This is a genomic window from Pseudomonas sp. GCEP-101 (assembly GCF_025133575.1).
Lineage (GTDB): Bacteria > Pseudomonadota > Gammaproteobacteria > Pseudomonadales > Pseudomonadaceae > Pseudomonas > Pseudomonas nitroreducens_B.
Map to the genome: position 1 here is coordinate 3,982,645 of NZ_CP104011.1, position 22,775 is coordinate 4,005,419.

Here is a 22,775-nt window from a genome sequence, read left to right on the forward strand (position 1 = left end):
GCATGCTCAGTAGAACCGCTTCCGACCTGTACTGGATGTCGCGTTACCTGGAGCGCGCCGAGAACCTCGCGCGCATGCTCGACGTGTCCTACTCGCTGTCGCTGATGCCCCAGGACGGCCGTGGCGACGGCCTGGAAGAACTGGCCATGCCGCTGCTGATCACCGGCAACCTCGACGCCTACCTCGCCCGCCACGGGGAACTGCACGCCGAGCGCCTGCTGAACTTCTTCGCCCTGGATGCGCAGAACCCGGCGAGCATCTACTCCTGCTTCGGCGCCGCCCGCGCCGGCGCCCATGCGGTGCGCGGGCGGATCACCACCGACATGTGGGAGAACATCAACGCCACCTGGCTGGAGATGCGCGACATTGCCCACCAGGGCCTGCTGCGCTACGGCATCAGCCACTTCTGCGAATGGGTCAAGGACCGCTCGCACCTGTTCCGCGGCGCCACCTTCGGCACCAGCATGCGCAACGACGCCTTCCACTTCATCCGCCTGGGCACCTACATCGAGCGCGCCGACAACACCCTGCGCCTGCTCGATGCGCGGCATCAAGTGCTGGGCGAGCACAGCGCCGGCCCCGCCGAAGGCTCGGCGCGCGGCTACTACCAGTGGACCGCGCTGCTGCGCGCGCTGTCGGCGTTCGAGGGGTACACCGAGCTGTACCGCGACGCCCTCAATGCGCGGAACATCGCCGAACTCCTGCTGCTGCGCGAGGACGTGCCGCGTTCGCTGCTGGCCTGCGCCGAGGAGCTGCGCCAGATCCTCGCCAGCCTGCCCGGCATCAACGGCCGCCCGGCCCAGCGCCTGGCCGCCGAACTGGAAGCGCGGGTGCGCTACACCGGCATCGACGAAGTGCTGGGCAGCGGCCTGCACCCCTGGATCACCGACCACATCGGGCTGGTGCGCCAGCTCGCCAACGCCATTCACAGCTCGTACCTGGAGGCCGCATGAAACTCTCCATCCGCCACGACACCACCTACCGCTACGAAGACCAGGTGCGCGCGAGCATCCAGTACCTGCGCCTGACCCCGCAGGAAAGCGAGCGCCAGCACGTGCTCGACTGGCAACTGCACCTGCCGCGCCCGGCGCACCCGCAGCGCGACGCCTACGGCAACATCCTCCACGTGCTGACCCTGGACGAGCCCCACGAGGCCATCGTCATCGCCGCCCACGGCCACGTGGAAATCGACGAGGAGAACGAGCGTGAGCACGATCACCTGTCGCCGCTGCCGTTCCTGCGCGGCACCCGCCTGACCCAGGCCGACGGCGCTTTGCAGGAGTTCGCCCGGGCCCAGTGCGCCGAGCGCCGCGACCGCAAGGCGATGATCAAGCTGATGCAGGCTCTGAACGAGCGCATCGCCTATGTGCCCGGCTCGACCCAGGTGGACAGCACCGCCGCCGAAGCCTTCGCGGCCGGGCAGGGCGTCTGCCAGGACCACGCCCACGCCTTCCTCGCCTGCCTGCGCTACCTGGGCGTGCCGGCACGCTATGTCTCGGGCTACCTGTACACCGACGTCGAGGAACACCTGGCCAGCCACGCCTGGGCCGAGGCCTGGCTGGACGACGCCTGGTACAGCTTCGACGTGACCAACGTGCTGGACCGCCCCGAGCGCCACCTGAAGCTGGCGGTGGGCCTGGACTACCTCGACGCCTGCCCGGTGCGCGGCATGCGCCGGGGCGGCGGTGGCGAGCAGATGCACGCCCGCGTCACCGTGGCGCCGGGGCACCTGCAGCAGATGCAGCAGGCGCAGCAGTGAGGAGGCGTGGCACAAGCCCTGGCACCGGCTTAAGATCGGTGCCAGTTCCTGCCAGCATGAGATTGCCATGACCTATTGCGTCGCCATGAACCTCGCCCAGGGCCTGGTCTTCGTTTCCGATTCGCGCACCAATGCCGGCGTCGACAACATCGCCGTGTTCCGCAAGCTGCATATCTTCGGTACGCCGGGGGAACGCCTGATCGTGGTGCAGAGCGCCGGCAACCTGGCCACCTCGCAGTCGGTGATCAGCACGCTGCGCCAGCGCATGGGGAGCGACGGGCCCAACCTGGGCACAGTGGAGAACCTCTTCGAAGCTGCCCGGCTGGTGGGCTCGACGCTGCGCGAGGTGGTCGACCACGACGAGAACATCGGCCAGAACCAGGGCGTCGACCTGGGCAGCTCGTTCCTCGTCGGGGGGCAGGTCGGCACGGAAGTGCCGCGCCTGTTCAATGTCTACCCGCAGGGCAACTTCATCGAATCGACCCGCGACACGCCTTATTTCCAGATCGGCGAGAGCAAGTACGGCAAGCCGATCATCGACCGCGCCATGAGCTACTCCACCCCGCTGGAGCAGGCCCTGCGCTGCGCGCTGATCAGCTTCGACTCGACCATCCGCAGCAACCTCTCGGTAGGCATGCCGCTGGACCTGCTGGTGTACCGCGAGGGCAGCCTGGAAGTGCCGGCGGGCTACCGCATCCAGGAGGGCGACCCGTACTTCGAAGGCATCCGCAACCAGTGGGGCGCCGGGCTGCGCCAGTTGCTGGGCGAGCTGCCGGCGCCGCCGGGGGATTATTGGCACTGACGGCAGGTTCCCGGAGCGCAGTGCACTCGCTGGAGCGCTTGGGCGGGTTCGGCAGGGCGTGTGCTCTTCGTAGGAGCGGATCTTATCCGCGATGCCGAGCGCCAGCTCGGTGCTCAAGCCTGCGCCTTATGTCCCGGCTGCGCCGGGATTTCGCGGAGAAGCTCCGCTCCTACAGGTTGAATCCGGTGCTCGGGCGTGCTTTTCGTAGGAGCGAGCTTGCTCGCGACCGTCGCCATGCCGGTCTTGCCGATCCCCTCGCACCGAAAGGTCGCCGCACCCTGTAGGAGCGCGCCATGCGCGCGGTCGCGGGCGTGGCCCGCTCCTACAGGTTGAATTCGGTGCTCGGGGCGTGCTTTTCGTAGGAGCGAGCTTGCTCGCGACCGTCGCCATGCCGGTCTTGCCGGTTCCCACGGATCGAAAGTTCGCCGCACCCTGTAGGAGCGCGCCCTGCGCGCGGTCGCGGGCATGGCCCGCTCCTACAGGTTCACTCCGGCGGGCGGTCAGCTTCCGGCCTTCACCTTCCGCCCCGCCATGTGTTTCAGGTAGGCGACGATCTGGTCCAGCTCCGCGTCGCTGACCACATCGACGGCGAAGCCCTTCATCCGCGCCTCCGGCCAGTGCCGCAGGCTCTGCGGGTCGCGGATGTACTGCTTGAGGTACCCCGGCGCGAAGTACTCGGTGGGGTTGTGCGGCAGGTTCAGGTCCGGGCCGAACTGCGAGTCGCCGGCGCCGTTCAGGCGGTGGCAGGCCAGGCAGTTCTTCTGGAACTGGGCGAAGCCCTGCTGCACGGCGTTGGGCGCATTCTTCGCCGGCAGCAGGGCCGGGAATCGTTCGGCCAGCGGCTTCAGGTAGCGGATGCTGGCGACCTGGAAGGGCCATTGCTCCGGGCCGATGCCGGCGGCCTTGGGGTCGGTCCACACCAGGTAGAACGGCCCGGCGGACGGCTTGCCCTCGGCCAGCGGCGGCCAGGGCTTGTTCGGCTCCTCGATGGCCAGCCAGGCGCGCGAGCCTTTCCCGGCCAGCAACGGCGCGGCCGGCAGTTCGGCGGCGAAGCCGTCCAGCGCCACGGCCTGCAGGTGATCGGCCGGCTTCACGCCCTGCAGCAGCGCCGCCAGCGGCACCGCGCGGTAGTGCATGCTGCGGTTGTAGGAGACGTCGGCGGGAATCTCAATGTCCTGCACCTTGGGGTTGGCCAGCAGTTGCTCGGTGGTGAAGTCGTGCTTGCCGTCGGGCAGCTCCAGGGTGAGCGTGGCGGCGAAGGTGGTGGGGCAGAGCAGAAGCAGCGTCAGCAGCAGTGGGCGCATGGTCGCATCCGTGGCGGGAAAGGGCCGCGGAACATTAGCAGAGCCGGGGGCGTTGCAGGAGGTGGGTGGCTCCCGCGCTGCGTTGACCGTGGCTCGCGGATGGCGGCACGCGGTACGCAGCGGCGGGATGACCGAGGGTTGGCCCTAGCCGACCAGACGACTCAGATTGGGGATGATCAGCACGACGGTGGTTGCGAAGACGATCAGGCTAGCCTGACGCCATTTTCTCGATTGTTTGTCCATGATGTCCTTCCGCCTTTCTTGTTCTTGGCATGGCTCACTCACGGCCTGTTGATAGTGTCGCGCATGCCTTGGCTTCTGGTGATTCGAGCCGAGCCGGCAAAACCCGGCAACGGCACTCTTCGCAGTCTCTGCCTGATTGAGTCTAAGCCTAGTGCCGCGCGGGCTTAGACCATCTGGCAGCAAGTCCCGCAGCTCCAGGCATATTCCCTCTATATGACCGGGCCGTGACAGCTCTGTTCAGCATTTCGACCGTTCGTCCGGCCGCGCCGACAGGCCCTTTCCAGAGCCTTCGGGCGGTTCGCCGCCGGTCGGTGGCTGAGCGTGGCGGTCAATTGCGCTGAGCGCTGCGGTCATTGCTCCCGGCCGATACGCCGTTAAGGTAGGCCGACACGCCACGCCTGCGTGACGACAACTCTAAGAGAGAACGCCATGACCGAAGCATTCATTTACGACGCGGTGCGTACTCCCCGCGGCAAGGGCAAGAAGGACGGCGCGCTGCACAGCGTCAAGCCGGTCAACCTGATGGCCGGTGTCCTGCGTGCGTTGCAGCAGCGCAACCAGCTCGATACCGCCCAGGTCGACGACATCGTCCTGGGCTGCGTGACCCCGGTGGGCGACCAGGGCTCGGACATCGCCAAGACCGCCGCGCTGGTGGCCGACTGGGACGAGCAGGTGGCCGGCGTGCAGATCAACCGCTTCTGCGCTTCGGGCCTGGAAGCGGTCAACCTGGGCGCCATGAAGGTGCGTTCGGGCTTCGAGGACCTGGTGGTGGTCGGCGGCGTGGAGTCCATGTCCCGCGTGCCCATGGGCTCCGACGGCGGTGCCTGGGCGCTGGACCCGGAAACCAACCTGCATACCAGTTTCGTGCCCCAGGGCATCGGTGCCGACCTGATCGCCACCCTCGAAGGCTTCAGCCGCGCCGACGTCGATGCCTTCGCCCTGCGTTCCCAGCAGAAAGCCGCCAAGGCCCGCGCCGAGCGGCTGTTCGCCAAGTCGCTGGTACCGGTGACCGACCAGAACGGCATCGTCCTGCTCGACCATGACGAGTTCATCCGCGCCGACTCCACCCTCGAGGGCCTCGGCGCGCTCAAGCCCAGCTTCGAGATGATGGGGCAGATGGGTTTCGATGCCACGGCGCTGCGCAAATACAGCCAGGTGGAGCGCATCGAGCACGTGCACACGCCGGGCAACAGCTCCGGGATCGTCGACGGCGCCGCCGCCATGCTCATCGGCTCCGAGGCCAAGGGCCGCGAGTTGGGCCTGAAGGCCCGCGGGCGCATTGTCGCCACCGCGGTGACCAGTACCGACCCGACCATCATGCTCACCGGCCCCGCGCCGGCGACCCGCAAGGCACTGGCCAAGGCGGGGCTCAAGGCCGAGGACATCGACCTCTTCGAGGTCAACGAAGCCTTCGCCTCGGTGGTGATGAAGTTCATGAAGGACATGGGCGTGCCGGAGAGCAAGGTCAACGTCAACGGCGGCTCCATCGCCATGGGCCACCCGCTGGGCGCCACCGGCTGCATGATCCTCGGCACCCTGCTGGACGAACTGGAGCGGCGCAATTTGCGCTATGGCCTGGCCACCCTCTGCGTGGGCGGCGGCATGGGCATCGCCACCATCATCGAACGAATCTGACTTTCGTAGGAGCGAGCTTGCTCGCGAACCGCCCAGAGCTTCGCGAGCAAGCTCGCTCCTACAGGTCTCCCACCCTGGGAAGAGAACAACATGACTGACGCCATCCGTTATGAGAAAGGCCAGGACAACATCGTCGTCCTGACCATGGACATGCCCGGCCAGAGCGCCAACACCATGAACGGTGTGTACCGCGAGGCCATGGCCGCCACCGTGGCGCGCCTGGAAGCCGAGAAGGACTCGATCGCCGGCGTGGTGATCACCTCCGCGAAGAAGACCTTCTTCGCCGGCGGCGACCTGAACGAACTGATCAAGGTGACCAAGGCAGACGCCCAGGCCTTCTACGAAGGCATCCTGGTGCTCAAGGGCCAGCTGCGCCGCCTGGAAACCCTCGGCAAGCCGGTGGTCGCCGCCATCAACGGCGCGGCGCTGGGCGGCGGCTGGGAAATCTGCCTGGCCTGCCATCACCGCATCGCTCTGGACGAAAGCCACGTCCAGCTTGGCCTGCCGGAAGTCACCCTCGGCCTGCTGCCCGGCGGAGGGGGCGTGGTGCGCATGGTGCGCCTGCTCGGTCTGGAGAAAGCCCTGCCGTACCTGGCCGAAGGCAAGAAGGTGCGCCCGGACCAGGCGCTCAAGGCGGGCCTTATCCATCAACTGGCCTCCAGCCGCGAAGAACTGCTGAGCAAGGCCCGCGAATGGATCGCCGCCAACCCGGCCGCCAAGCAGCCGTGGGACAGCGCCGGCTACAAGATTCCCGGCGGCACCCCCTCCAGCCCGGCCGTGGCACAGATGCTGGCCATCGCTCCGTCCGTGCTGCGCGACAAGACCAAGGGCTGCTTCCCCGCGCCGGAGAAGATCATGTGCGCCGCCGTCGAGGGCGCGCAGGTGGACTTCGACACCGCGCAGCTGATCGAGGCGCGCTACTTCACCGAGCTGACCACCGGCCAGGTGGCGAAGAACATGATTGGCACCTTCTGGTTCCAGCTCAACGAGATCAACGCCGGCAAGTCCCGTCCGCAGGGCATCGCCCCGCAGCAGACGAAGAAGGTCGGGGTGATCGGCGCCGGCATGATGGGCGCGGGCATCGCCTACGTCTCGGCCGCCGCCGGCATCGACGTGGTGCTCAAGGACGTCTCCCTCGAGGCGGCGGAAAAGGGCAAGGCGTACTCCGCTGGCCTGCTGGACAAGAAGGTCAGCAAGGGCCAGATGAGTGTCGAGAAGCGCGACGCCTTCCTCGCGCGGATCAAGCCGACCGCCAGCGACGCCGATTTCGAGGGCTGCGACCTCATCATCGAAGCCGTGTTCGAGGACCGTGGCCTGAAGGCCAAGGTCAGCGCCGCCGCCGAGTCCGCCGCGCTGCCCGAGGCGGTGATCGCGTCCAACACCTCGACCCTGCCGATCACCGGCCTGGCCGAAGCCGTGGCGCAGCCGCAGAAATTCATCGGCCTGCACTTCTTCAGCCCCGTGGACAAGATGCCGCTGGTCGAGATCATCCGTGGCGCGAAGACCGACGACGCCACCCTGGCCCGCGCCTTCGACTACGTCCTGCAGATCAAGAAGACGCCGATCGTCGTCCATGACAGCCGCGGTTTCTTCACCTCCCGCGTGTTCGGCACCTTCACCAATGAAGGTCTGGCCATGCTCGGCGAAGGCGTATCGGCAGCGATGATCGAGAACCAGGCGCGTCAGGCCGGCATGCCGGTGGGCCCGCTGGCGATCAGCGACGAAGTGTCGATGAGCCTGATGAGCCACATCCGCGAGCAGACCCGCAAGGACCTGGAGGCCGAGGGCAAGCCGTTGCCCGCGCACCCGGCCTTCGCCGTGGTGGACCTGATGGTCAACGAGTACAAGCGCCCGGGCAAAGCCGCCGGCGCCGGCTTCTACGACTATCCCGCCAACGGCAGGAAGCACCTGTGGCCGGAGCTGAAGCAGCGTTTCGAGAAGGCTGACGCGCAGATCTCCGCCGAGGACGTGCGTGACCGCATCCTCTTCGTGCAGGCCATCGAGACGGTGCGCTGTGTGGAGGAGGGCGTGCTGACCTCCACCGCCGACGCCAACATCGGCTCGATCTTCGGCATCGGCTTCGCCGCCTGGAGCGGCGGCGCGCTGCAGTTCATCAACCAGTACGGCCTGAAGGACTTCGTCGCCCGCGCCCAATACCTGGCAGAACAGTACGGCGAGCGCTTCCTGCCGCCGGCGCTGCTGCTGGAGAAGGCCGCGCGCAACGAGACGTTCTGAAGGGCCCTTCTGTAGGAGCGAGGGGGCGTCTAGTTCTTGCTCGCGAAGCCGGCTTCGCAGCGGGGCTGTTCGCGAGCAAGCTCGCTCCTACAGAAGAATCGTCGCTCTGGAGAACCGGCTCACGTGGCCGGTTTTTTCTTGCCGTTGCAGGCCGTAGGATGGCGCTTTCTGTCCCGCAAGGAATGCCCGATGACGCCTCCCGCCCTGTTGACCATCGACCAGCAGAAAGGCATGCGCGAAAGCCCGGAGCCGCGCAACAACCCGCAGGCCGAGCAGCGCATCGGCGAATTGCTGGCCCTGTGGCGTCGCGAAGGTTGGCCGCTGGTGCACATCCGGCACATCTCGCGCACGCCAGGCTCGCCGTTCTGGCCCGGGCAGCCGGGCGCGGAGTTCCAGGACGCCCTGGCGCCGCTGGAGCACGAGCACGTGGTGGAGAAGAACGTTCCTGACGCCTTCATCAACAGCAGCCTGGAGCGCTGGCTGCGCGTGCGAGGCATCGAGGCCGTGGTGATCTGCGGCGTCAGCACCAGCAACTCGGTGGAGGCCACGGCGCGCACATCGGGCAACCTGGGCTTCGCTACCCAGGTGGTGGCAGACGCCTGTTTCGCGTTCGCCAAGCGCGATTTCAACGGCGTGCAACGCAGCGCCGAGGAGGTCCACGCCATGTCCCTGGCCAACCTGCAGGGCGAATATGCGCAGGTACTCACCGCGGACGCGCTGCGGCAACGGCTGCCTTTGGGCTGAGTCCTTGCCAACCGGCCGTCACCCCTGTGCATCCGTGCAATTGAAGGAAGTCGATTTTTCCGGTATTTCCCCTGAAATTCCTACGCAAGATTCGCCTTGGCATCTTGTGTGGTGAAAAAATAGGGCGTAATTTTCACGCGCGTTTCATCAGTGTCAGGATAACCATTCTTATCAGCCGCTAACCCCCCAGGAATCACCCCTGCATGTCGTTGCACATCTGCATTCTGGAAACCGACATCCTCCGCCCCGAACTCATCGACCAGTACAAGGGCTATGGCTGGATGTTCCAGCAACTGTTCGCCAAGCAACCCGTTCCGGCCGAGTTCAAGGTCTACAACGTGGTGGAAGGGCATTACCCGCCCGACGATGAAAGGTTCGATGCGTACCTGGTGACCGGCAGCAAGGCGGACTCCTTCGGCACTGATCCCTGGATCCAGACCCTCAAGGACTACGTGCTCAAGCTCTACCAGCGCGGCGACAAGCTGCTGGGCGTGTGCTTCGGCCACCAGCTGCTGGCGCTGGTGCTGGGCGGCAAGACCGAGCGCGCCAGCCAGGGGTGGGGCGTGGGCATCCACGACTACCGCATCGAAGAGCAGCCGGAATGGATGAGCCCGTCGCTGGGTGATGGTCTGACCCTGCTGGTCAGCCACCAGGACCAGGTCACCGAACTGCCCCACGGCGCGCGCCGCATCGCCTCCAGCGACTTCTGCCCCAACGCCGCCTACGCCATTGGCGACCAGGTGCTGTGCTTCCAGGGCCACCCAGAGTTCCAGAGCGACTATTCCCAGGCGATCCTCGAGCTGCGCAAGCACATCTTCAGCGAGCCGGTGTTCCAGTCCGGCATCGACAGCCTCGCGCGCCCGCACCAGGGCACCGCGGTGGGTGAATGGATGATGCGTTTCGTCCAGCAGGGGCGTGACCAGAAGAAGAAAAGCGCGGCCTGATTCCTGCCGTGCTGACGGAAAGCGCCGCTCATAGGAGCGGCGTTTTCGTTTGTGCCAGAGGATGTGGTTACGGGTGAGGTGGGTGCGGATTCGGACCGATCGCGGACGGAGTCCGCTCCTGCGCAACCCGCTAGCGTAGGAGCAAAGGTCTTCTTCTGAATGTCCATGCCGGTGTTTCCCTCTTCCTGCAGGAGGAGAAGACCGCTTGGTGCAGGTTGAGACCATCTTGTCAGCCGGCACGCGCGGCGCCCTCTCCCTTCAGGGAGAGGGCGGGCCGGCACGATATCTCATGTAGGAGCGGACTCCGTCCGCGATAGCCCTCAGGCCCCTACGTGGCTTACAGCCAATCCGCCTGCTTGAAGCTGATGTACAACCCCACGCAGCCCAGCGCCAGCAGCCCCATGATCAGGAAGTAGCCGTAGTGCCAGTGCAGCTCCGGGATGTATTCGAAGTTCATCCCGTAGATGCCCGCCACGGCGGTGGGGAAGGCGAGGATCGCTGCCCACGCGGCAAACTTGCGCTGCACCACGCTCTGCCGGGACGACTCCAGCGCCAGGCCGACCTCGATGGTCTGGCTGGCCACGTCGCGCAGGGTAGTGAGGTCTTCCAGCAGGCGGTTCACGTGGATCGCCACGTCGCGGAAGTACGGGCGCATCTGCTTGTCGATGAAGGGGAAGTCCAGCCTTTGCAGCTCCTGGCAGATCTCCACCATCGGGGCGGCGTAGTGCTTGAGCCGCAGTACCTCGCGGCGCAGGCCGTAGATCTTCTCGATCTGCTCCTGGGTCAGCGATTTGCGCAACACCTGCTGCTCCACCTCCTCGATTTCCCCGCGGATGGCCTCCACCACCGGTTCGTAGTTGCTCATCACGAAGTCGAGCAGGGCATAGAGCACGAAGTCGGTGCCGTGGGCCAGCAGTAGCGGGCGCGCTTCGCAGCGTTGTCGGACCTGGGCGTAGGACTGGGAGAAACCGTGACGCGCGCTGATGATGTAGCCGATCCCGGCAAACAGGTGGGTTTCGACGAACATTAGTCGGTTATCGGCGCGGATCGGCGAATAGATGACGATGAACAGCGCATCGCCAAAGGTCTCCAGTTTCGGCCGGCTGTGCTTTTCCAGCGCATCGGAGACGGCCAGTTCATGGAGGTTGAACTGCCGTTGCAGGTTGAACATTTCCTCTGGCGTCGGCTCCTGCAGGCCGGTCCAGACGAAGTGGTCGGGCTGGCAGGCCCAGCGATAGCCGTCCTCCAGCGCGATGTCGGAGACCTTGCGGCCCTTGCTGTAGACGGCGGAAGCGATGACTCGGCCCATGGCGAAGCCCACCCTGCGGCGATGGAGTCTGGGGTCCTGGTGCAGGGTTCAGTGTTGGACAGCCTGGCGCAACGCGCCAGCGGGGCTCGAATCAGGAGTGCGGGGTGAGGGCGTCCTGCAGGCCTTGCAGCGCGACGGGGACCACCTGGTTGAAGCGCTGGAACAGGTCGCTGCGGTCGACGTTGTCCACCGGGGCATGGCGCGCGCCGTCGAAGCCGGCGCTGAGGGCGGTGACCACCAGGATGACGATGGTGTAGAGCCCCAGGGCGGCGAGGGCGCCATTGCGGGCGTAGCGGTGGGCTTGACGGTTCATGCTGGCAACTCGGGTCCGGGGAAGTGATGGCCCAGTGTCGCTTTGGTCATTTCGATTGAATAACGATGCCGGTTGCTTCCGGGTATCAGGCAAATTGATAGATGGCTTCGCCGTGACCAGGCGCAGGGGCGGTAGCGGGAGGCTGTCGGATGTTTCCGGGACTCTGGCGGGCTTCATGGCTGCTTGACCCTCGTCAAGGAGGGGGAAACTGCCCGGCGTAGCGTGGAAATCAGGTGGTGGCGCGAGGCTGCCACGGATTTCCCGAACGCAAGGAACTTCCCATGATTCGATACGTTGAAGGCGACATTCTGCTGAGCAAGGCCCAGGTCATCGCGCACGGCATTGCGCCGCAGGACCATTTCGACAGCGGCCTGGCGCTGGAGCTGCGCGAACGCTGGCCGTCGATGGTGCGCGACTACCGCCACGCCTCGCATTCCAACGCGCCGAAGCCGGGCTCGATCTGGATCTGGTCGGGCGTGGACGCCGATGGCTCGACCCGCTGCATCGCCAACCTGCTCACCCAGGGCATGCAGGGCGACGGGCGCGCGGCCAAACCGGCCGGGGCGACGCTGGAGAACGTCGGCCACTGCCTGAAGGAGCTGGTCAAATACCTCAAGGGCGAGCGTGTCGGCAGCGTGGCGCTGCCCTGCCTGGCGACGGGTGTCGGCGGGCTGGACTGGAAAGAGGTCAAGCCGCTGGTGGAGCGCTACCTGGGCGAGTTGGACATCAACGTGGTGGTCTATGAGACCTATCGCCGTGGGATAGCGGCCGCCGAAAAACTCTGAGCCTGCGTCATCGTCCCTGGAAGGCCCGGCATCACGCCGGGCTTTTCGCGTCGGGCGGGACTGCATGACGTCACCTGCGGTGGGCGGCGGCTGGTATGGGAAGGTTTCAGCCCTGCTTGGCAGCCGCTTCGACGTTCACCTGGCTGGCGGACTGCTCGGCCTGCTGTTGCCCGATAGCGGCCTGGGTCATGTGAACCATACGGTCCTGCATCAGCGAGGATTCCTCGGCGAAGCTGGCCTGGGCGGCGAAAGCGGTAGCGGCGGCCAGTACGCTGGCGGCAATGATGTTGAGTTTCATGATGAACACCTCCGGTTGGTTTGCTTTGGGTTCATCCATAGGTTAATGCGTAATAATTTTCGAAAAATAGCAAATATGCTTAATCAGTGTTGCCCTTTAGGTAACAGTCGTACAAAGAAAAGCCCGGCACATGGCCGGGCTTTCGTGTTCGGATGGTCAGGCCAGGTGTTGCTTGTCCAGCTCGATGGACTTGTCGAGGGTTTCCAGCAGGTGCTTGCGCACTTTCAGCTTGGTGTTGCGGTGCGCGGTCATGTTCAGCTTCTTCAGGTGCTGCGCCGCTTCCAGGGCGGCTGCTTGCAGCTGTTCGGCCGGGACGACCTTGTCGAGGAAGCCGGCGTCCACGGCGTCGCGCGGGTTGAACATCTCGGCGTTCACCACCGAGCGGGTGAAGGCGGAACGGCGCAGGCGGTCACGGGCCAGCTCGATGCCGACGTGGTGCATGGTCATGCCGATGGCCACTTCGTTGAGGCCGATCTGGAACGGGCCATCAACGCCGATGCGGTAGTCGGCCGAGAGCAGGATGAAGGCGCCCTTGGCCACCGCATGGCCGGTGCAGGCCACGATGATCGGGAAGGGGTGGGAAAGCATGCGGCGGGCGAGGGTGGAACCTGCGGCCACCAGGTTCACGGCGTTTTCCGGGCCGGAGGTCATCACCTTGAGGTCGTAGCCGCCGGAGAGAATGCCCGGCTGGCCGGTGACGATGACGATGGCGCGGTCTTTCTCCGCCTGGTCCAGGGCCTGGTTGAAGGCTTCGATGACCGCCGGGGAGATGGCGTTCACCTTGCCGTTGTTCAGGGTCAGGGTGGCGATGCCGTCTTCGAATTGGTAGCTGATCAGCTCACTCATGGCAGAGAGTCCTGGGTTGGAAGCCGTGGGTTGAAAGTGGGCCAGAACATACTGGCGCAGGCCGGGGGCGTAAAGCGATTTGACTGACTGGTAAGTCAGCCGCATGCCATAGAAATCGGGCAATTTCTGTGCGCTGTGCACGCAAATTCCGACGACTCCAATGGAGAGGTCTGAGGCGTACTGTTAAGCTGCCAGTATCCCTGCGTCCCGCTCTTGCACAATCCAGGATGTGCCTGCCATGTCGAAGCTTCTCAAGTGGTCCCTGTTTGCCGTCGTTGCGATCGCCCTGATCATCAAGGCGTCGCTCTGGCTCTCCGTTCGCAGCGTGGTGAATGACGCCATCGCCCGCGTCTCGCCGTTCATGGAAATCACCTATGGCGGCATCTCCTCGTCATTCGACGGCCGGGTGGGTCTGCAGAACGTGGTGATCCGCGTGCCGGCGGCCAACGACAGCCTGAAGGTCGCCCATGCACAGCTGAAGTTCAATGGCCTGCGCGAGCTGCTCAGCTTCAAGGAGCGCCTGGGCGAGGGCAAGCTGCCGGAACAGATGGCCGTGGACCTCAAGGGCGTGGAATTGCAGATTCACGGCCCGTTCATGCAATCGCTGTATGCGCAGCCTGCCGAGAAGAGCGCCTTCACCGCGTTGAGCGAAGTGGCCTGTGGCAGCGTGCGCAATATCGGCGTCGACGAGCTCCTGCAGATGGGCTACCGCACGCTCGAGTCGGACATCGAGTTCTCCTACCGTCTGCAGCCGGGCGCGCAGACCCTGACCTTCGACCTGCGCAGCGATACCCGTGACATGCTCGACATGCACACCAGCATGACGCTGATGAACGTGTCCGAGCGCCCCGGCGACATGCGCGTGAACCCCCCGCGCGTGTCCCAGGTCGTGGTCGAGATGAACGACAACCAGTATCAGCGCCGCGTCAGCGAGTTCTGCCGGAGCAAGCTCGGCGTGGACCAGAAGGCCTACACCGCCATGGCGCTGGAGCAGTTCGACAAGGCCCTGCGCCTGCAGCGCATCGCCCTCGACAAGCCGCTGCTCGATGCCTATGGGCGCTACCTGGCCGACCCGCGCTCGCTGCGCGTGGAGCTGACACCTACCGAGGGCATGGCCTGGGGCGGCCTGGAATTTTTCGAGCCCAAGGATGTGATCCAGATGCTGCGTCCGGTCGTGCTGGTCAACCAGGAATCGGTGACACCGCTGGGGTTCGCCTGGGTCGACCCGCTGAAGAAAAAAATCACGCCGGAAAGCCAATATCAAATGGTTTCGGCCCCGGAAACGGTTGAGTCGCAGGCCAAAACGCAGCAATATGAGTTCGTTAACGTTGAAAGCCTTGCCCAGTACACCGGCAAGCGCCTGCAGTTCATCACGTACGATGGTGCCTATTACCAGGGTGTGCTGCACAAGGTGGAGAACGGTCGAGTCTATATCACCGTCCTGATGGGAACGGGTTCGGCAGAAATGTTCCTCCGCCTGAACAAGATCAATCAGGTGCGGGTCATGTTGTAAGCCCCCGGAAGGAGAGAGCAAGTGAGTGAGTCGTTGTCCATCCAGCATGATGAAACCAGCCACCAGTTCGTCACGACGGTGGATGGTCATCGCGCCTATCTGGCCTACATGGATCTGGGCAAGCAGACGCTCGACATTTACCGCACCTTCGTTCCGGACAGCCTGCGCGGCCGCGGCATCGCCGCCGCCCTCACCGAGCATGCGCTGCAGTACGCCGAGCGCGAGGGCTACAGCGTCATTCCGTCGTGCTCCTACGTCGAGCGCTACCTGGAACGCCGCCAGCGCCACACCGACACTGCGCTCTGACAGGCGCGACATGAAAAAGCCCCGCTGATGCGGGGCTTTTTCATGGGCGGCTCTTTGGTAGGAGCGAGCTGGCTCGCGAAGCGCTGAGGCCGGTGCTGTGGGAGACTCCATTCGCCAGCAAGGACTAGGCGTCCCCCTCGGTCCTACGAAGAGCCAAAGAAAAAGCCGGGCATTTGCCCGGCTTTCGTTCGTGCCTGAAGCCTCAGCCGCGCTGACGCTTGGGCAGCACGTCCTTGAGCTTGGCGCGCATGCTGCGCACGGCCTTCTCGGTGGTGTCCCAATCGATGCAGGCGTCGGTGATCGACACGCCGTATTGCAGCTGGCACAGGTCCTTCGGAATCGGCTGGCTGCCCCAGCCCAGGTGGCTTTCCACCATCAGGCCGACGATGGAGTTGTTGCCTTCGGCGATCTGGTTGGCGACGTTGTCCATCACCAGCGGCTGCAGGGCCGGGTCCTTGTTGGAGTTGGCGTGGCTGCAGTCGACCATCACGTTCAGCGGGATCTTCGCCTTGGTCAGTTCCTGCTCGCACAGGGCGACGCTGACCGAGTCATAGTTCGGCTTGCCGTTGCCACCGCGCAGCACTACGTGGCCGTAGGCGTTGCCCTTGGTGGTGACGATGGAGACGCCGCCTTCCTGGTTGATGCCCAGGAAGCGGTGCGGGCTGGAAACCGACTGCAGCGCGTTGATCGCCACGGTCAGGCTGCCGTCGGTGCCGTTCTTGAAGCCGACCGCCGACGACAGGCCGGACGCCATCTCGCGGTGGGTCTGGGATTCGGTGGTGCGAGCGCCGATGGCCGACCAGCTGATCAGGTCCTGCAGGTACTGCGGGGAGATCGGGTCGAGCGCCTCGGTGGCGGTGGGCAGGCCCATCTCGGCGAGGTCGCGCAGCAACTGGCGGCCGATGTGCAGGCCGTCCTGGATCTTGAAGGAGTCATCCAGGTACGGGTCGTTGATCAGGCCCTTCCAGCCAACGGTGGTGCGCGGCTTCTCGAAGTACACGCGCATCACCAGGAACAGGGTGTCGGAGACTTCCGCGGCCAGTACTTTCAGGCGCTCGGCGTATTCGTGGGCGGCCTTGATGTCGTGGATCGAGCAGGGGCCGATCACCACGAACAGGCGGTGGTCCTTGCCGTCGAGGATGTCGCGTACGACCTGGCGGCCGTGGGCGACGGTGCGCAGGGCGGCGTCGGTCAGGGGGATTTCGCGCTTGAGCTGCTCCGGCGTGATCAGGGTCTCGTTGGAGGCAACGTTAAGGTCGTCGATCTGTAAATCAGCCATCGTGGTACTCAATCAGGTCACGGGTGCCGGCCGCCAGAAATCCCCGTGCGATGGGGCGCAGGCATTGGTGTCGCTAAGGGGAACCCGAACCTTAACCGTTCAGGCGTCGCCTCGACAATGGCTCGCTTGAGGAAAATGCCCGCAACACGGGGATTTGCGCGACTTTCTGCCCGCCGCCGATCAGACCGCGCAAAACATCGGGAAGTCGGCGGCGTTCTGCGCGATCCATTCCAGCGCCAGCTCCTCGAACGGCAGGCTGCCGCCGCTGGCCTGTTCGCGCTGCCGCCGGTACTGCTCGATCCGGCAGACCTGCTCGACCATGCGCGCGCGAAACAGCGTGTCTTCGTCGATGAAGGCGATGCCCACCCAGTAGTCGTTCACCTGCTTGCGGCTCCAGGCGATCACGCCGGCGTAACGCGCGGCATCGCCCAGCAGGGGAATGCGCAGTTCGATGGAGGTGCCACGGCGAAAGCCCCGCGGCGAATTGCACGCAACGCCGCCGAGGCTGATATTGTGCAACCGCTGGCGCGGCAGGAACGTTTGCTTGCGGATGACCAGCTCGACCGGAAAATCGCACGGGTGGCGCAGGAACTGACGCATGACGGAACGCTCCGACTGCAATCTTTATCGTGGTGGCACTGTGAGTATAGTGCCGGCCCTGGAGCTGACCGACCTGGATGCCGACCGCCGGCTGCTGGAGTTGCCGGGGGTGTCGCTGCTGATTTTCACCGGCGAGGGCTGCTCCACCTGTCGCTGGGCGAAGGATGCGCTGCCGCAGTTCGACCTGCCGGTGGATCGTCTGTGCTGGATCGACGCCGGGCACAGTGGCGGGCTGGTCGAGCGCTACGAAGTCTTCCATCTGCCGTCCCTGTTCCTGGTGCGCGACGGACATTTTCATGGCGCCGTCCACGCGCCGCTGCGCCCCGAACCCCTGATTCATGCCCTGCGCGCTGCCCTGGCGCGCCCTGCTGAGGAGTTGCCTTGATGAGTCTGCGAATCGGCATCATCGGAACCGGTGCCATTGGCGGTTTCTATGGTCTGATGCTGGCCCGCGCCGGCCATGACGTTCACTTCCTGCTGCGCAGCGAATATCCCGCCGTGGTGCAGAACGGCCTGCGCCTGAACAGCCAGGTGCACGGCGCGCTGAGCCTGGCGCCGGTGAACGCCTACGACGACGTGGCGAAGATGCCGGCCTGCGATTGGCTACTGGTGGGCGCCAAGGCCACCAGCAATGCCGACCTCGCGCCGCTGATCGCGCGCGCCGCCGCGCCGGGCGCCAAGGTCGTGCTGCTGCAGAACGGTCTTGCCGTGGAGGACCAGCTGCGTGCGCTGCTGCCCGAGCATCTGCATGTGCTCGGCGGCTTGTGCTACATCTGCGTGCACCGCGCCGAGCCGGGTGTCATCGAACACCAGGCCCTGGGTGGGGTGAACCTCGGCTACCACAGCGGTCCGGCGCTCGAGGCCGAGGTCCGCCAGGCCATCGTGGAAGAGGGCGCTGCGCTGTTCCGCAGCGCCGGCCTGGACTCCAAGGCCATGCCCGACCTGGTCCAGGCGCGCTGGCAGAAGCTGGTCTGGAACATTCCCTACAACGGTCTTTCGGTGCTGCTGAACAGCGGCACGCGGGCGATCATGGACAACCCCGACAGCCGCGCCCTGGCGGCGGAGCTGATGGAGGAGGTCGTCGCCGGCGCCGCCGCCTGCGGCTACTCGCTGCCCCAGGGCATCGTCGGCGCCATGCTCAGCTCCACTGACGCCATGCCGGACTACCTGCCCAGCATGTACCATGACTTCGCCCAGCGCCGGCCGCTGGAGCTGGGCGCGATCTACACCGCGCCGCTGGAGGCCGCACGCCGGGCAGGGCGCGAATTGCCGAAGATCGAAGCGCTGTATCGCGCGCTGCGTTTCATCGACGCACGCAACCAGGCACGCTGACGAGCACCGGGGGAAGCATGGCGAAAGGGCTGGGCGACAAGCTGGTGGTGGCGATTTCCTCGCGGGCGTTGTTCGACCTGCGCGAAAGCCATCAGGTCTATGAACGTGAAGGCGTCGAAGCCTATCGCCAGTACCAGATCGCCCGCGAGGACGACGTCCTGCCACCGGGAGACGCCTTCGCCCTGGTGCAGAAGCTGCTCGCCCTCAACGGCGGCACCGACAGTGCGCCGGTGGAGGTCATCCTCGTCTCGCGCAACAGTGCCGACACCGGCCTGCGCGTGTTCAACTCCATCCAGCACTATGGCCTGGGCATTTCCCGCGCCGCCTTCGTCGGCGGCCGCAGCCCTTATCCCTACCTCAAGGCGTTCAACTGCCACCTGTTCCTCTCCACCCATATCGAGGACGTGCGCAACGCCCTGGACGCCGGCTTTGCCGCGGCGACCATCCTCTCCGGCGGCACCCGCCGGGAGGCCAGCGGCGAACTGCGCTTCGCCTTCGACGGCGATGCGGTGCTGTTTTCCGATGACTCCGAGCGGGTCTACCAGCAGGGCGGGCTGGAGGCCTTCCAGACCCACGAGCGGGAGTCCGCCCGCGAGCCGTTGGGCGGCGGCCCGTTCAAGCCGTTCCTGGCGGCGCTGAACCGTGTGCAGCAGGCCTTCCCGCAGGAGTCCTGCCCGATCCGCACCGCGCTGGTCACCGCGCGCTCCGCGCCGGCCCACGAGCGGGTGATCCGCACCCTGCGCGAGTGGGACATCCGCCTGGACGAGTCGCTGTTCCTGGGCGGACTGGACAAAGCAGCGTTCCTCGAAGCCTTCGCCGCCGACGTGTTCTTCGACGACCAGCCGCTGCACTGCGAGAAGGCGCGGGACGTGGTGGCGACCGGCCATGTTCCCCACGGCGTCAGCAACGAGAAAAAGGTCACCGGCTAGCCGGCTGGCCCCGCAGCCGGCTTCGCGGAGCGATTCGCGTTCTCCTGCTACGCTGCTGGATAGGCCCCGCCGCGCAGGCAGTCGAGGAGGCCGCATGATCCGAACGATTCTCTACGCCACTGACCTCGGTCTTTACGCCCCCTATGTCCTTCAGCACGCGCTTTCGCTGGCCCGTGCGTATTCCGCCGAGGTGTACGTGGTGCATGCGGTGGAGCCGCTGGGGCTGTTCGCCGAGTCCGTGCTGCAGACCTACCTGGACGAAGGCACGCTGAACGAGATGCGCACCAATGGCCTGACCAATGTCATGGGCAGCATCGAGCAGCGGGTGATGGAAGGGTTCCGCGACGAGCTGGGGGAAGCGCGCCCGGACGCCGAGCTGATCCGCTCGGTGCGCGTGGTGCAGGGGGATGCGCCGATGGTAATTCTCGACGAGGCCAAGCGCCTGGGCGTCGACCTGATCGTCGCCGGCAGCCACAGCCATGGGGATGGGCTGAACACGCCTTTGGGGCGTACCGCCGCGCGCCTGGTGCAACTGGCCGAGGTGCCGGTGTACCTGGTGCCGATGCTGCAGCATCGTTGAACGCTTTGTGACGATACGTCGATGAAGCCCGGAATTTCCGTGGGGCTTTAGACGAATGGCATGCACGGCAAAAAAAAACGTCTAGTTTTATTCCTTAAACCATTAATATGGTTATAAAACGACAAGCCCCTGATCGCGGGTCGCGACATCATTTCGAGGAAAGTCCATGAAGCTTCAACAACTGCGCTATATCTGGGAAGTCGCGCACCACGATCTGAACGTTTCGGCCACCGCGCAAAGCCTCTATACCTCCCAGCCCGGCATCAGCAAGCAGATCCGCCTGCTGGAGGACGAACTGGGCGTCGAAGTCTTTGCCCGCAGTGGCAAGCACCTGACCCGCGTTACCCCGGCCGGCGAGCGCATCATCACCACCGCCGGCGAGATCCTGCGCAAGGTCGAGAGCATCAAGCAGATCGCCCAGGAATTCTCCAACGAGAAGAAGGGCACGCTGTCCATCGCCACCACCCACACCCAGGCGCGCTATGCGCTGCCCGGCGTCATCAGCGGTTTCATCAAGCAGTACCCGGACGTTTCCCTGCACATGCATCAGGGCACGCCGATGCAGATCGCCGAAATGGCCGCCGACGGCACCGTCGACTTCGCCATCGCCACCGAGGCGCTGGAGCTGTTCGGCGACCTGATCATGATGCCGTGCTACCGCTGGAACCGTTGCGTGATCGTGCCCCAGGGCCACCCGCTGACCAAGGTGCCGAAGCTGACCCTGGAACTGCTCGCCGAGCAGCCCATCGTCACCTACGTGTTCGGCTTCACCGGCCGTTCCAAGCTCGACGAGGCGTTCAACCAGCGTGGCCTGGTGCCCAAGGTGGTGTTCACCGCCGCCGACGCCGACGTGATCAAGACCTACGTACGCCTGGGCCTGGGCGTGGGCATCGTGGCCCACATGGCGGTCGATCCGAAGCTGGACAGCGACCTGGTGATGCTGGACGCCAGCCACCTGTTCGAATCCAGCGTGACCAAGATCGGCTTCCGCCGCGGCACCTTCCTGCGTGGCTTCATGTGCGACTTCATCGAGAAGTTCGCCCCGCACCTGACCCGCGACCTGCTGTCGAAGGCGGTGCAGTGCCACAACAAGACCGAGCTGGACGAACTGTTCGAAGGCATCGAGCTGCCGATCTATTGATCGCGCGGCGCCGCTCTCTCGGCGCTGGGCTCACAGGAAACGCCGCGATCCCCAAAGGGGACGCGGCGTTCTCGTTTGGCTTCCAGGGTGGGGCGCAAATGCACCCTGTAGGAGCGAGCTTGCTCGCGAACGGATTCACCGGCTACATCAGTGTTGGGCGGTTCGCGAGCAAGCTCGCTCCTACAACGGCGCCGCGCCTCAGCGGATACGCCAGTGCAGCAAGAGCAGGGCGGCGAACGCCAGCCCTGCGCCGACGAGAAAGGTCCAGCTGGCGCCGAAGCGTTGCCACAGCCAGCCGGCCAGCACGCTGGCCAGCAGCATGGCGAGGCCGCTGGCGAGATTGAACACGCCAAACGCGGTGCCCTTGAGGTCGGCCGGCGTGGTGTCGGCGATCAACGTCGCCAGCAGCCCCTGGGTAAAGCCCATGTGCAGGCCCCACAGCGCCACGCCCACCAGCATCAGTGCGGTGGAGTCGGCCCAGGCCAGCAGCAGGTCGGCCGCCACCAGCAGGAGCATGCCGATGGCCAGCAGCCCGGTGCGGTCGGTGCGGTCCGACCACCAGCCCACCGGATAAGCGGAGAGCATGAACAACAGGGCCATCACCACCATCACCAGCGGCGTCCACGCCATGGGCAAGCCGATGGCCTGGGCGCGCAGCACCAGGAACGCCTCGCTGAAGCGCGCCAGGGTGAACACCGCGCCGATGCCGACCACCCACCAGTAGCGCGCCGGGAAGCTGCGCAGCGCCTCGCGGTGGATCGGCGAACGGAAGCGGTGGCTGCCTTCGGCCTGTTCCGGCTCTTTGACGAAGAAGACGATGGCCAGCACCGCGATGGCGGCGGGGATGCAGGCGAACCAGAACACCAGGGGCAGGTCGTTGCCCAGCCAGAGCATCAGCGCGATGGCCAGCAACGGGCCGGCGAAGGCGCCAACGGTATCCATCGACTGGCGCAGGCCAAAGCAGGCGCCGCGGATCTCGGCTGGCGAGACGTCGGCGATCAGTGCGTCTCGTGGCGCACCGCGGATACCCTTGCCGATGCGATCGAGCAGGCGCGCGGCGAAGATGGTCTCGCCCGTGGTGGCCAGCGGGAACAGCGGTTTGGACAGTGCTGCCAGGCCGTAGCCGAACAGCACCAGGCCCTTGCGCCGGCCGAGGTAGTCGCTGATGGCGCCGGAAAACACCTTGACGATCAGCGCGGTGGCTTCGGCGATGCCCTCGATCAGCCCGACCGCGACCATGCTCAGCCCGAGGCTGCCAACCAGGAATAGCGGCAGCAGGCTGTGCAGCAGTTCGGAGGACACGTCCATGAACAGGCTGACGAAGCCCAGCGCCCAGACGGTGCCGGGAATGCGCGGGCGCGTGCGGTCCGAACCGTCGGCCATGGGGGAGCTTCCTTGTGCGGCGGGGGAGAGGACAGCAGCCTGGCTGAGCTGCCATCAAGAAAGCGTCAAGGGTGGGGCTTACAGACGGTCCAGGTCGTCGCGCCGGGCCAGTTCGGCCAGGGCTTCGCGGGAATCCAGCGGAAGTTCGCCACGGCCTTCGAGCACTTCATGAAGGAAACTCATGAACACCGTGTAGACGACTTCGCGGCCGTCATCGTGGCGAACGACGAAGAACGGCGCGGTGTCCACGCCGTACTGTGCGGCAACGAGCCAGCCGGTGCTGGCGGGATTGCGCTCGTCGGCCACCAGGGTGCGGTCGATACGGTTCAGGTAGCCGCCTTTTTCCAGGCGTTCGTGGACTTCGCGGCACTTGCGGCAGTCCTGGCCATCGGCCAGGACCTTTTTCACCAGGGTGATGCGCATGGGATCGGCTCCGCCGCAGGCAGGCGTGCGATCCTGGACTGCGGGCTGACAAGGAAATTTCTGTCAGCCCAA

The 22,775-nt window shown here is 65.5% G+C and carries 24 protein-coding genes; 15 read left to right on the forward strand and 9 right to left on the reverse strand.

Going from position 1 to position 22,775, the window contains the following annotated elements; all coding sequences use genetic code 11:
- Positions 1-2: 2 nt before the first annotated feature.
- The 3 genes from N0B71_RS18365 (at position 3) to N0B71_RS18375 (ending at position 2,561) form a co-directional block, all read left to right on the forward strand.
- Positions 3-953 carry an alpha-E domain-containing protein gene (locus N0B71_RS18365; RefSeq protein ID WP_259754120.1) on the forward strand — a complete coding sequence of 317 codons (951 nt, stop codon included), beginning with the start codon at positions 3-5 and terminating at the stop codon, positions 951-953.
- A complete protein-coding gene (locus tag N0B71_RS18370; RefSeq protein ID WP_259754121.1) occupies positions 950-1,759 on the forward strand; it encodes a transglutaminase family protein in 810 nt (269 codons plus the stop codon). Before N0B71_RS18365 ends, N0B71_RS18370 begins: the two co-directional genes overlap by 4 nt.
- 67 nt (positions 1,760-1,826) lie before the next feature.
- Complete coding sequence (locus N0B71_RS18375; protein ID WP_259754122.1) at positions 1,827-2,561, forward strand: proteasome-type protease; 735 nt, start codon at positions 1,827-1,829, stop codon at positions 2,559-2,561.
- A 500-nt stretch (positions 2,562-3,061) separates the two neighbouring features.
- Here N0B71_RS18375 and N0B71_RS18380 read toward each other — a convergent pair whose 3' ends face one another.
- The gene (locus N0B71_RS18380) at positions 3,062-3,865 is read right to left on the reverse strand and encodes a cytochrome c (RefSeq protein ID WP_259754123.1); all 804 of its coding nucleotides are present in this window, start codon (positions 3,863-3,865) and stop codon (positions 3,062-3,064) included.
- Between the two features lie 672 nt (positions 3,866-4,537).
- Between N0B71_RS18380 and N0B71_RS18385 the strand changes: the two genes are divergently transcribed.
- From N0B71_RS18385 to N0B71_RS18400, 4 genes are all read left to right on the forward strand, one after another.
- Positions 4,538-5,743: an acetyl-CoA C-acetyltransferase gene (locus N0B71_RS18385; RefSeq protein WP_259754124.1), complete on the forward strand. Its 1,206-nt coding sequence runs from the start codon at positions 4,538-4,540 to the stop codon at positions 5,741-5,743.
- Between the two features lie 90 nt (positions 5,744-5,833).
- Positions 5,834-7,978 carry a 3-hydroxyacyl-CoA dehydrogenase NAD-binding domain-containing protein gene (locus N0B71_RS18390; protein WP_259754125.1) on the forward strand — a complete coding sequence of 715 codons (2,145 nt, stop codon included), beginning with the start codon at positions 5,834-5,836 and terminating at the stop codon, positions 7,976-7,978.
- 189 nt (positions 7,979-8,167) lie between these two features.
- On the forward strand, positions 8,168-8,722 hold the full coding sequence (locus N0B71_RS18395; RefSeq protein ID WP_259754126.1) for a cysteine hydrolase family protein: 555 nt from the start codon (positions 8,168-8,170) through the stop codon (positions 8,720-8,722).
- Between the two features lie 203 nt (positions 8,723-8,925).
- Complete coding sequence (locus N0B71_RS18400) at positions 8,926-9,666, forward strand: amidotransferase (RefSeq protein ID WP_259754127.1); 741 nt, start codon at positions 8,926-8,928, stop codon at positions 9,664-9,666.
- A gap of 337 nt (positions 9,667-10,003) precedes the next feature.
- Here N0B71_RS18400 and N0B71_RS18405 read toward each other — a convergent pair whose 3' ends face one another.
- Together N0B71_RS18405 and N0B71_RS18410 are read right to left on the reverse strand one after the other, a co-directional pair.
- Complete coding sequence (locus N0B71_RS18405; RefSeq protein ID WP_259754129.1) at positions 10,004-10,975, reverse strand: magnesium and cobalt transport protein CorA; 972 nt, start codon at positions 10,973-10,975, stop codon at positions 10,004-10,006.
- A gap of 91 nt (positions 10,976-11,066) precedes the next feature.
- A complete protein-coding gene (locus tag N0B71_RS18410) occupies positions 11,067-11,288 on the reverse strand; it encodes a hypothetical protein (protein ID WP_259754130.1) in 222 nt (73 codons plus the stop codon).
- A gap of 281 nt (positions 11,289-11,569) precedes the next feature.
- Between N0B71_RS18410 and N0B71_RS18415 the strand changes: the two genes are divergently transcribed.
- On the forward strand, positions 11,570-12,073 hold the full coding sequence (locus N0B71_RS18415) for a macro domain-containing protein (protein WP_259754131.1): 504 nt from the start codon (positions 11,570-11,572) through the stop codon (positions 12,071-12,073).
- A 106-nt stretch (positions 12,074-12,179) separates the two neighbouring features.
- Here N0B71_RS18415 and N0B71_RS18420 read toward each other — a convergent pair whose 3' ends face one another.
- Both N0B71_RS18420 and N0B71_RS18425 read right to left on the reverse strand, forming a co-directional pair.
- On the reverse strand, positions 12,180-12,371 hold the full coding sequence (locus N0B71_RS18420) for a hypothetical protein (RefSeq protein ID WP_259754132.1): 192 nt from the start codon (positions 12,369-12,371) through the stop codon (positions 12,180-12,182).
- Positions 12,372-12,527: 156 nt separating this feature from the next.
- Positions 12,528-13,217 carry a crotonase/enoyl-CoA hydratase family protein gene (locus N0B71_RS18425; protein ID WP_259754133.1) on the reverse strand — a complete coding sequence of 230 codons (690 nt, stop codon included), beginning with the start codon at positions 13,215-13,217 and terminating at the stop codon, positions 12,528-12,530.
- Between the two features lie 238 nt (positions 13,218-13,455).
- Between N0B71_RS18425 and N0B71_RS18430 the strand changes: the two genes are divergently transcribed.
- Positions 13,456-14,730 carry a hypothetical protein gene (locus tag N0B71_RS18430; protein ID WP_259754134.1) on the forward strand — a complete coding sequence of 425 codons (1,275 nt, stop codon included), beginning with the start codon at positions 13,456-13,458 and terminating at the stop codon, positions 14,728-14,730.
- 21 nt (positions 14,731-14,751) lie between these two features.
- Positions 14,752-15,036, forward strand: a complete 285-nt coding sequence (locus N0B71_RS18435) for a GNAT family N-acetyltransferase (RefSeq protein WP_259754135.1) — start codon at positions 14,752-14,754, stop codon at positions 15,034-15,036.
- Between the two features lie 202 nt (positions 15,037-15,238).
- Here N0B71_RS18435 and N0B71_RS18440 read toward each other — a convergent pair whose 3' ends face one another.
- Both N0B71_RS18440 and N0B71_RS18445 read right to left on the reverse strand, forming a co-directional pair.
- Complete coding sequence (locus N0B71_RS18440) at positions 15,239-16,315, reverse strand: 3-deoxy-7-phosphoheptulonate synthase (protein ID WP_259754136.1); 1,077 nt, start codon at positions 16,313-16,315, stop codon at positions 15,239-15,241.
- A gap of 180 nt (positions 16,316-16,495) precedes the next feature.
- Positions 16,496-16,915, reverse strand: a complete 420-nt coding sequence (locus N0B71_RS18445) for a PilZ domain-containing protein (protein ID WP_259754137.1) — start codon at positions 16,913-16,915, stop codon at positions 16,496-16,498.
- On the opposite strand from N0B71_RS18445, the gene N0B71_RS18450 reads away from it, so the two are divergent.
- From N0B71_RS18450 to cysB, 5 genes are all read left to right on the forward strand, one after another.
- A complete protein-coding gene (locus N0B71_RS18450) occupies positions 16,914-17,300 on the forward strand; it encodes a thioredoxin (protein WP_259754139.1) in 387 nt (128 codons plus the stop codon). The genes N0B71_RS18445 and N0B71_RS18450 overlap by 2 nt on opposite strands.
- On the forward strand, positions 17,300-18,247 hold the full coding sequence (locus tag N0B71_RS18455) for a putative 2-dehydropantoate 2-reductase (protein WP_259754141.1): 948 nt from the start codon (positions 17,300-17,302) through the stop codon (positions 18,245-18,247). The genes N0B71_RS18450 and N0B71_RS18455 overlap by 1 nt, the downstream gene beginning before the upstream one ends.
- Positions 18,248-18,264: 17 nt before the next feature.
- The gene (locus tag N0B71_RS18460) at positions 18,265-19,176 is read left to right on the forward strand and encodes a 5'-nucleotidase (RefSeq protein ID WP_259754142.1); all 912 of its coding nucleotides are present in this window, start codon (positions 18,265-18,267) and stop codon (positions 19,174-19,176) included.
- A gap of 94 nt (positions 19,177-19,270) precedes the next feature.
- Positions 19,271-19,756: a universal stress protein gene (locus tag N0B71_RS18465; RefSeq protein WP_259754143.1), complete on the forward strand. Its 486-nt coding sequence runs from the start codon at positions 19,271-19,273 to the stop codon at positions 19,754-19,756.
- A gap of 166 nt (positions 19,757-19,922) precedes the next feature.
- Positions 19,923-20,897, forward strand: coding sequence for an HTH-type transcriptional regulator CysB (gene cysB / locus N0B71_RS18470; RefSeq protein WP_259754144.1), 975 nt, complete (start codon positions 19,923-19,925; stop codon positions 20,895-20,897).
- 198 nt (positions 20,898-21,095) lie between these two features.
- Here cysB and N0B71_RS18475 read toward each other — a convergent pair whose 3' ends face one another.
- Positions 21,096-22,280, reverse strand: a complete 1,185-nt coding sequence (locus N0B71_RS18475; protein WP_259754145.1) for an MFS transporter — start codon at positions 22,278-22,280, stop codon at positions 21,096-21,098.
- Between the two features lie 78 nt (positions 22,281-22,358).
- Positions 22,359-22,703 (reverse strand): hypothetical protein, encoded by a 345-nt coding sequence (locus N0B71_RS18480; protein WP_259754147.1) that lies wholly within the window; start codon positions 22,701-22,703, stop codon positions 22,359-22,361.
- Between the last annotated feature and the right edge of the window lie 72 nt (positions 22,704-22,775).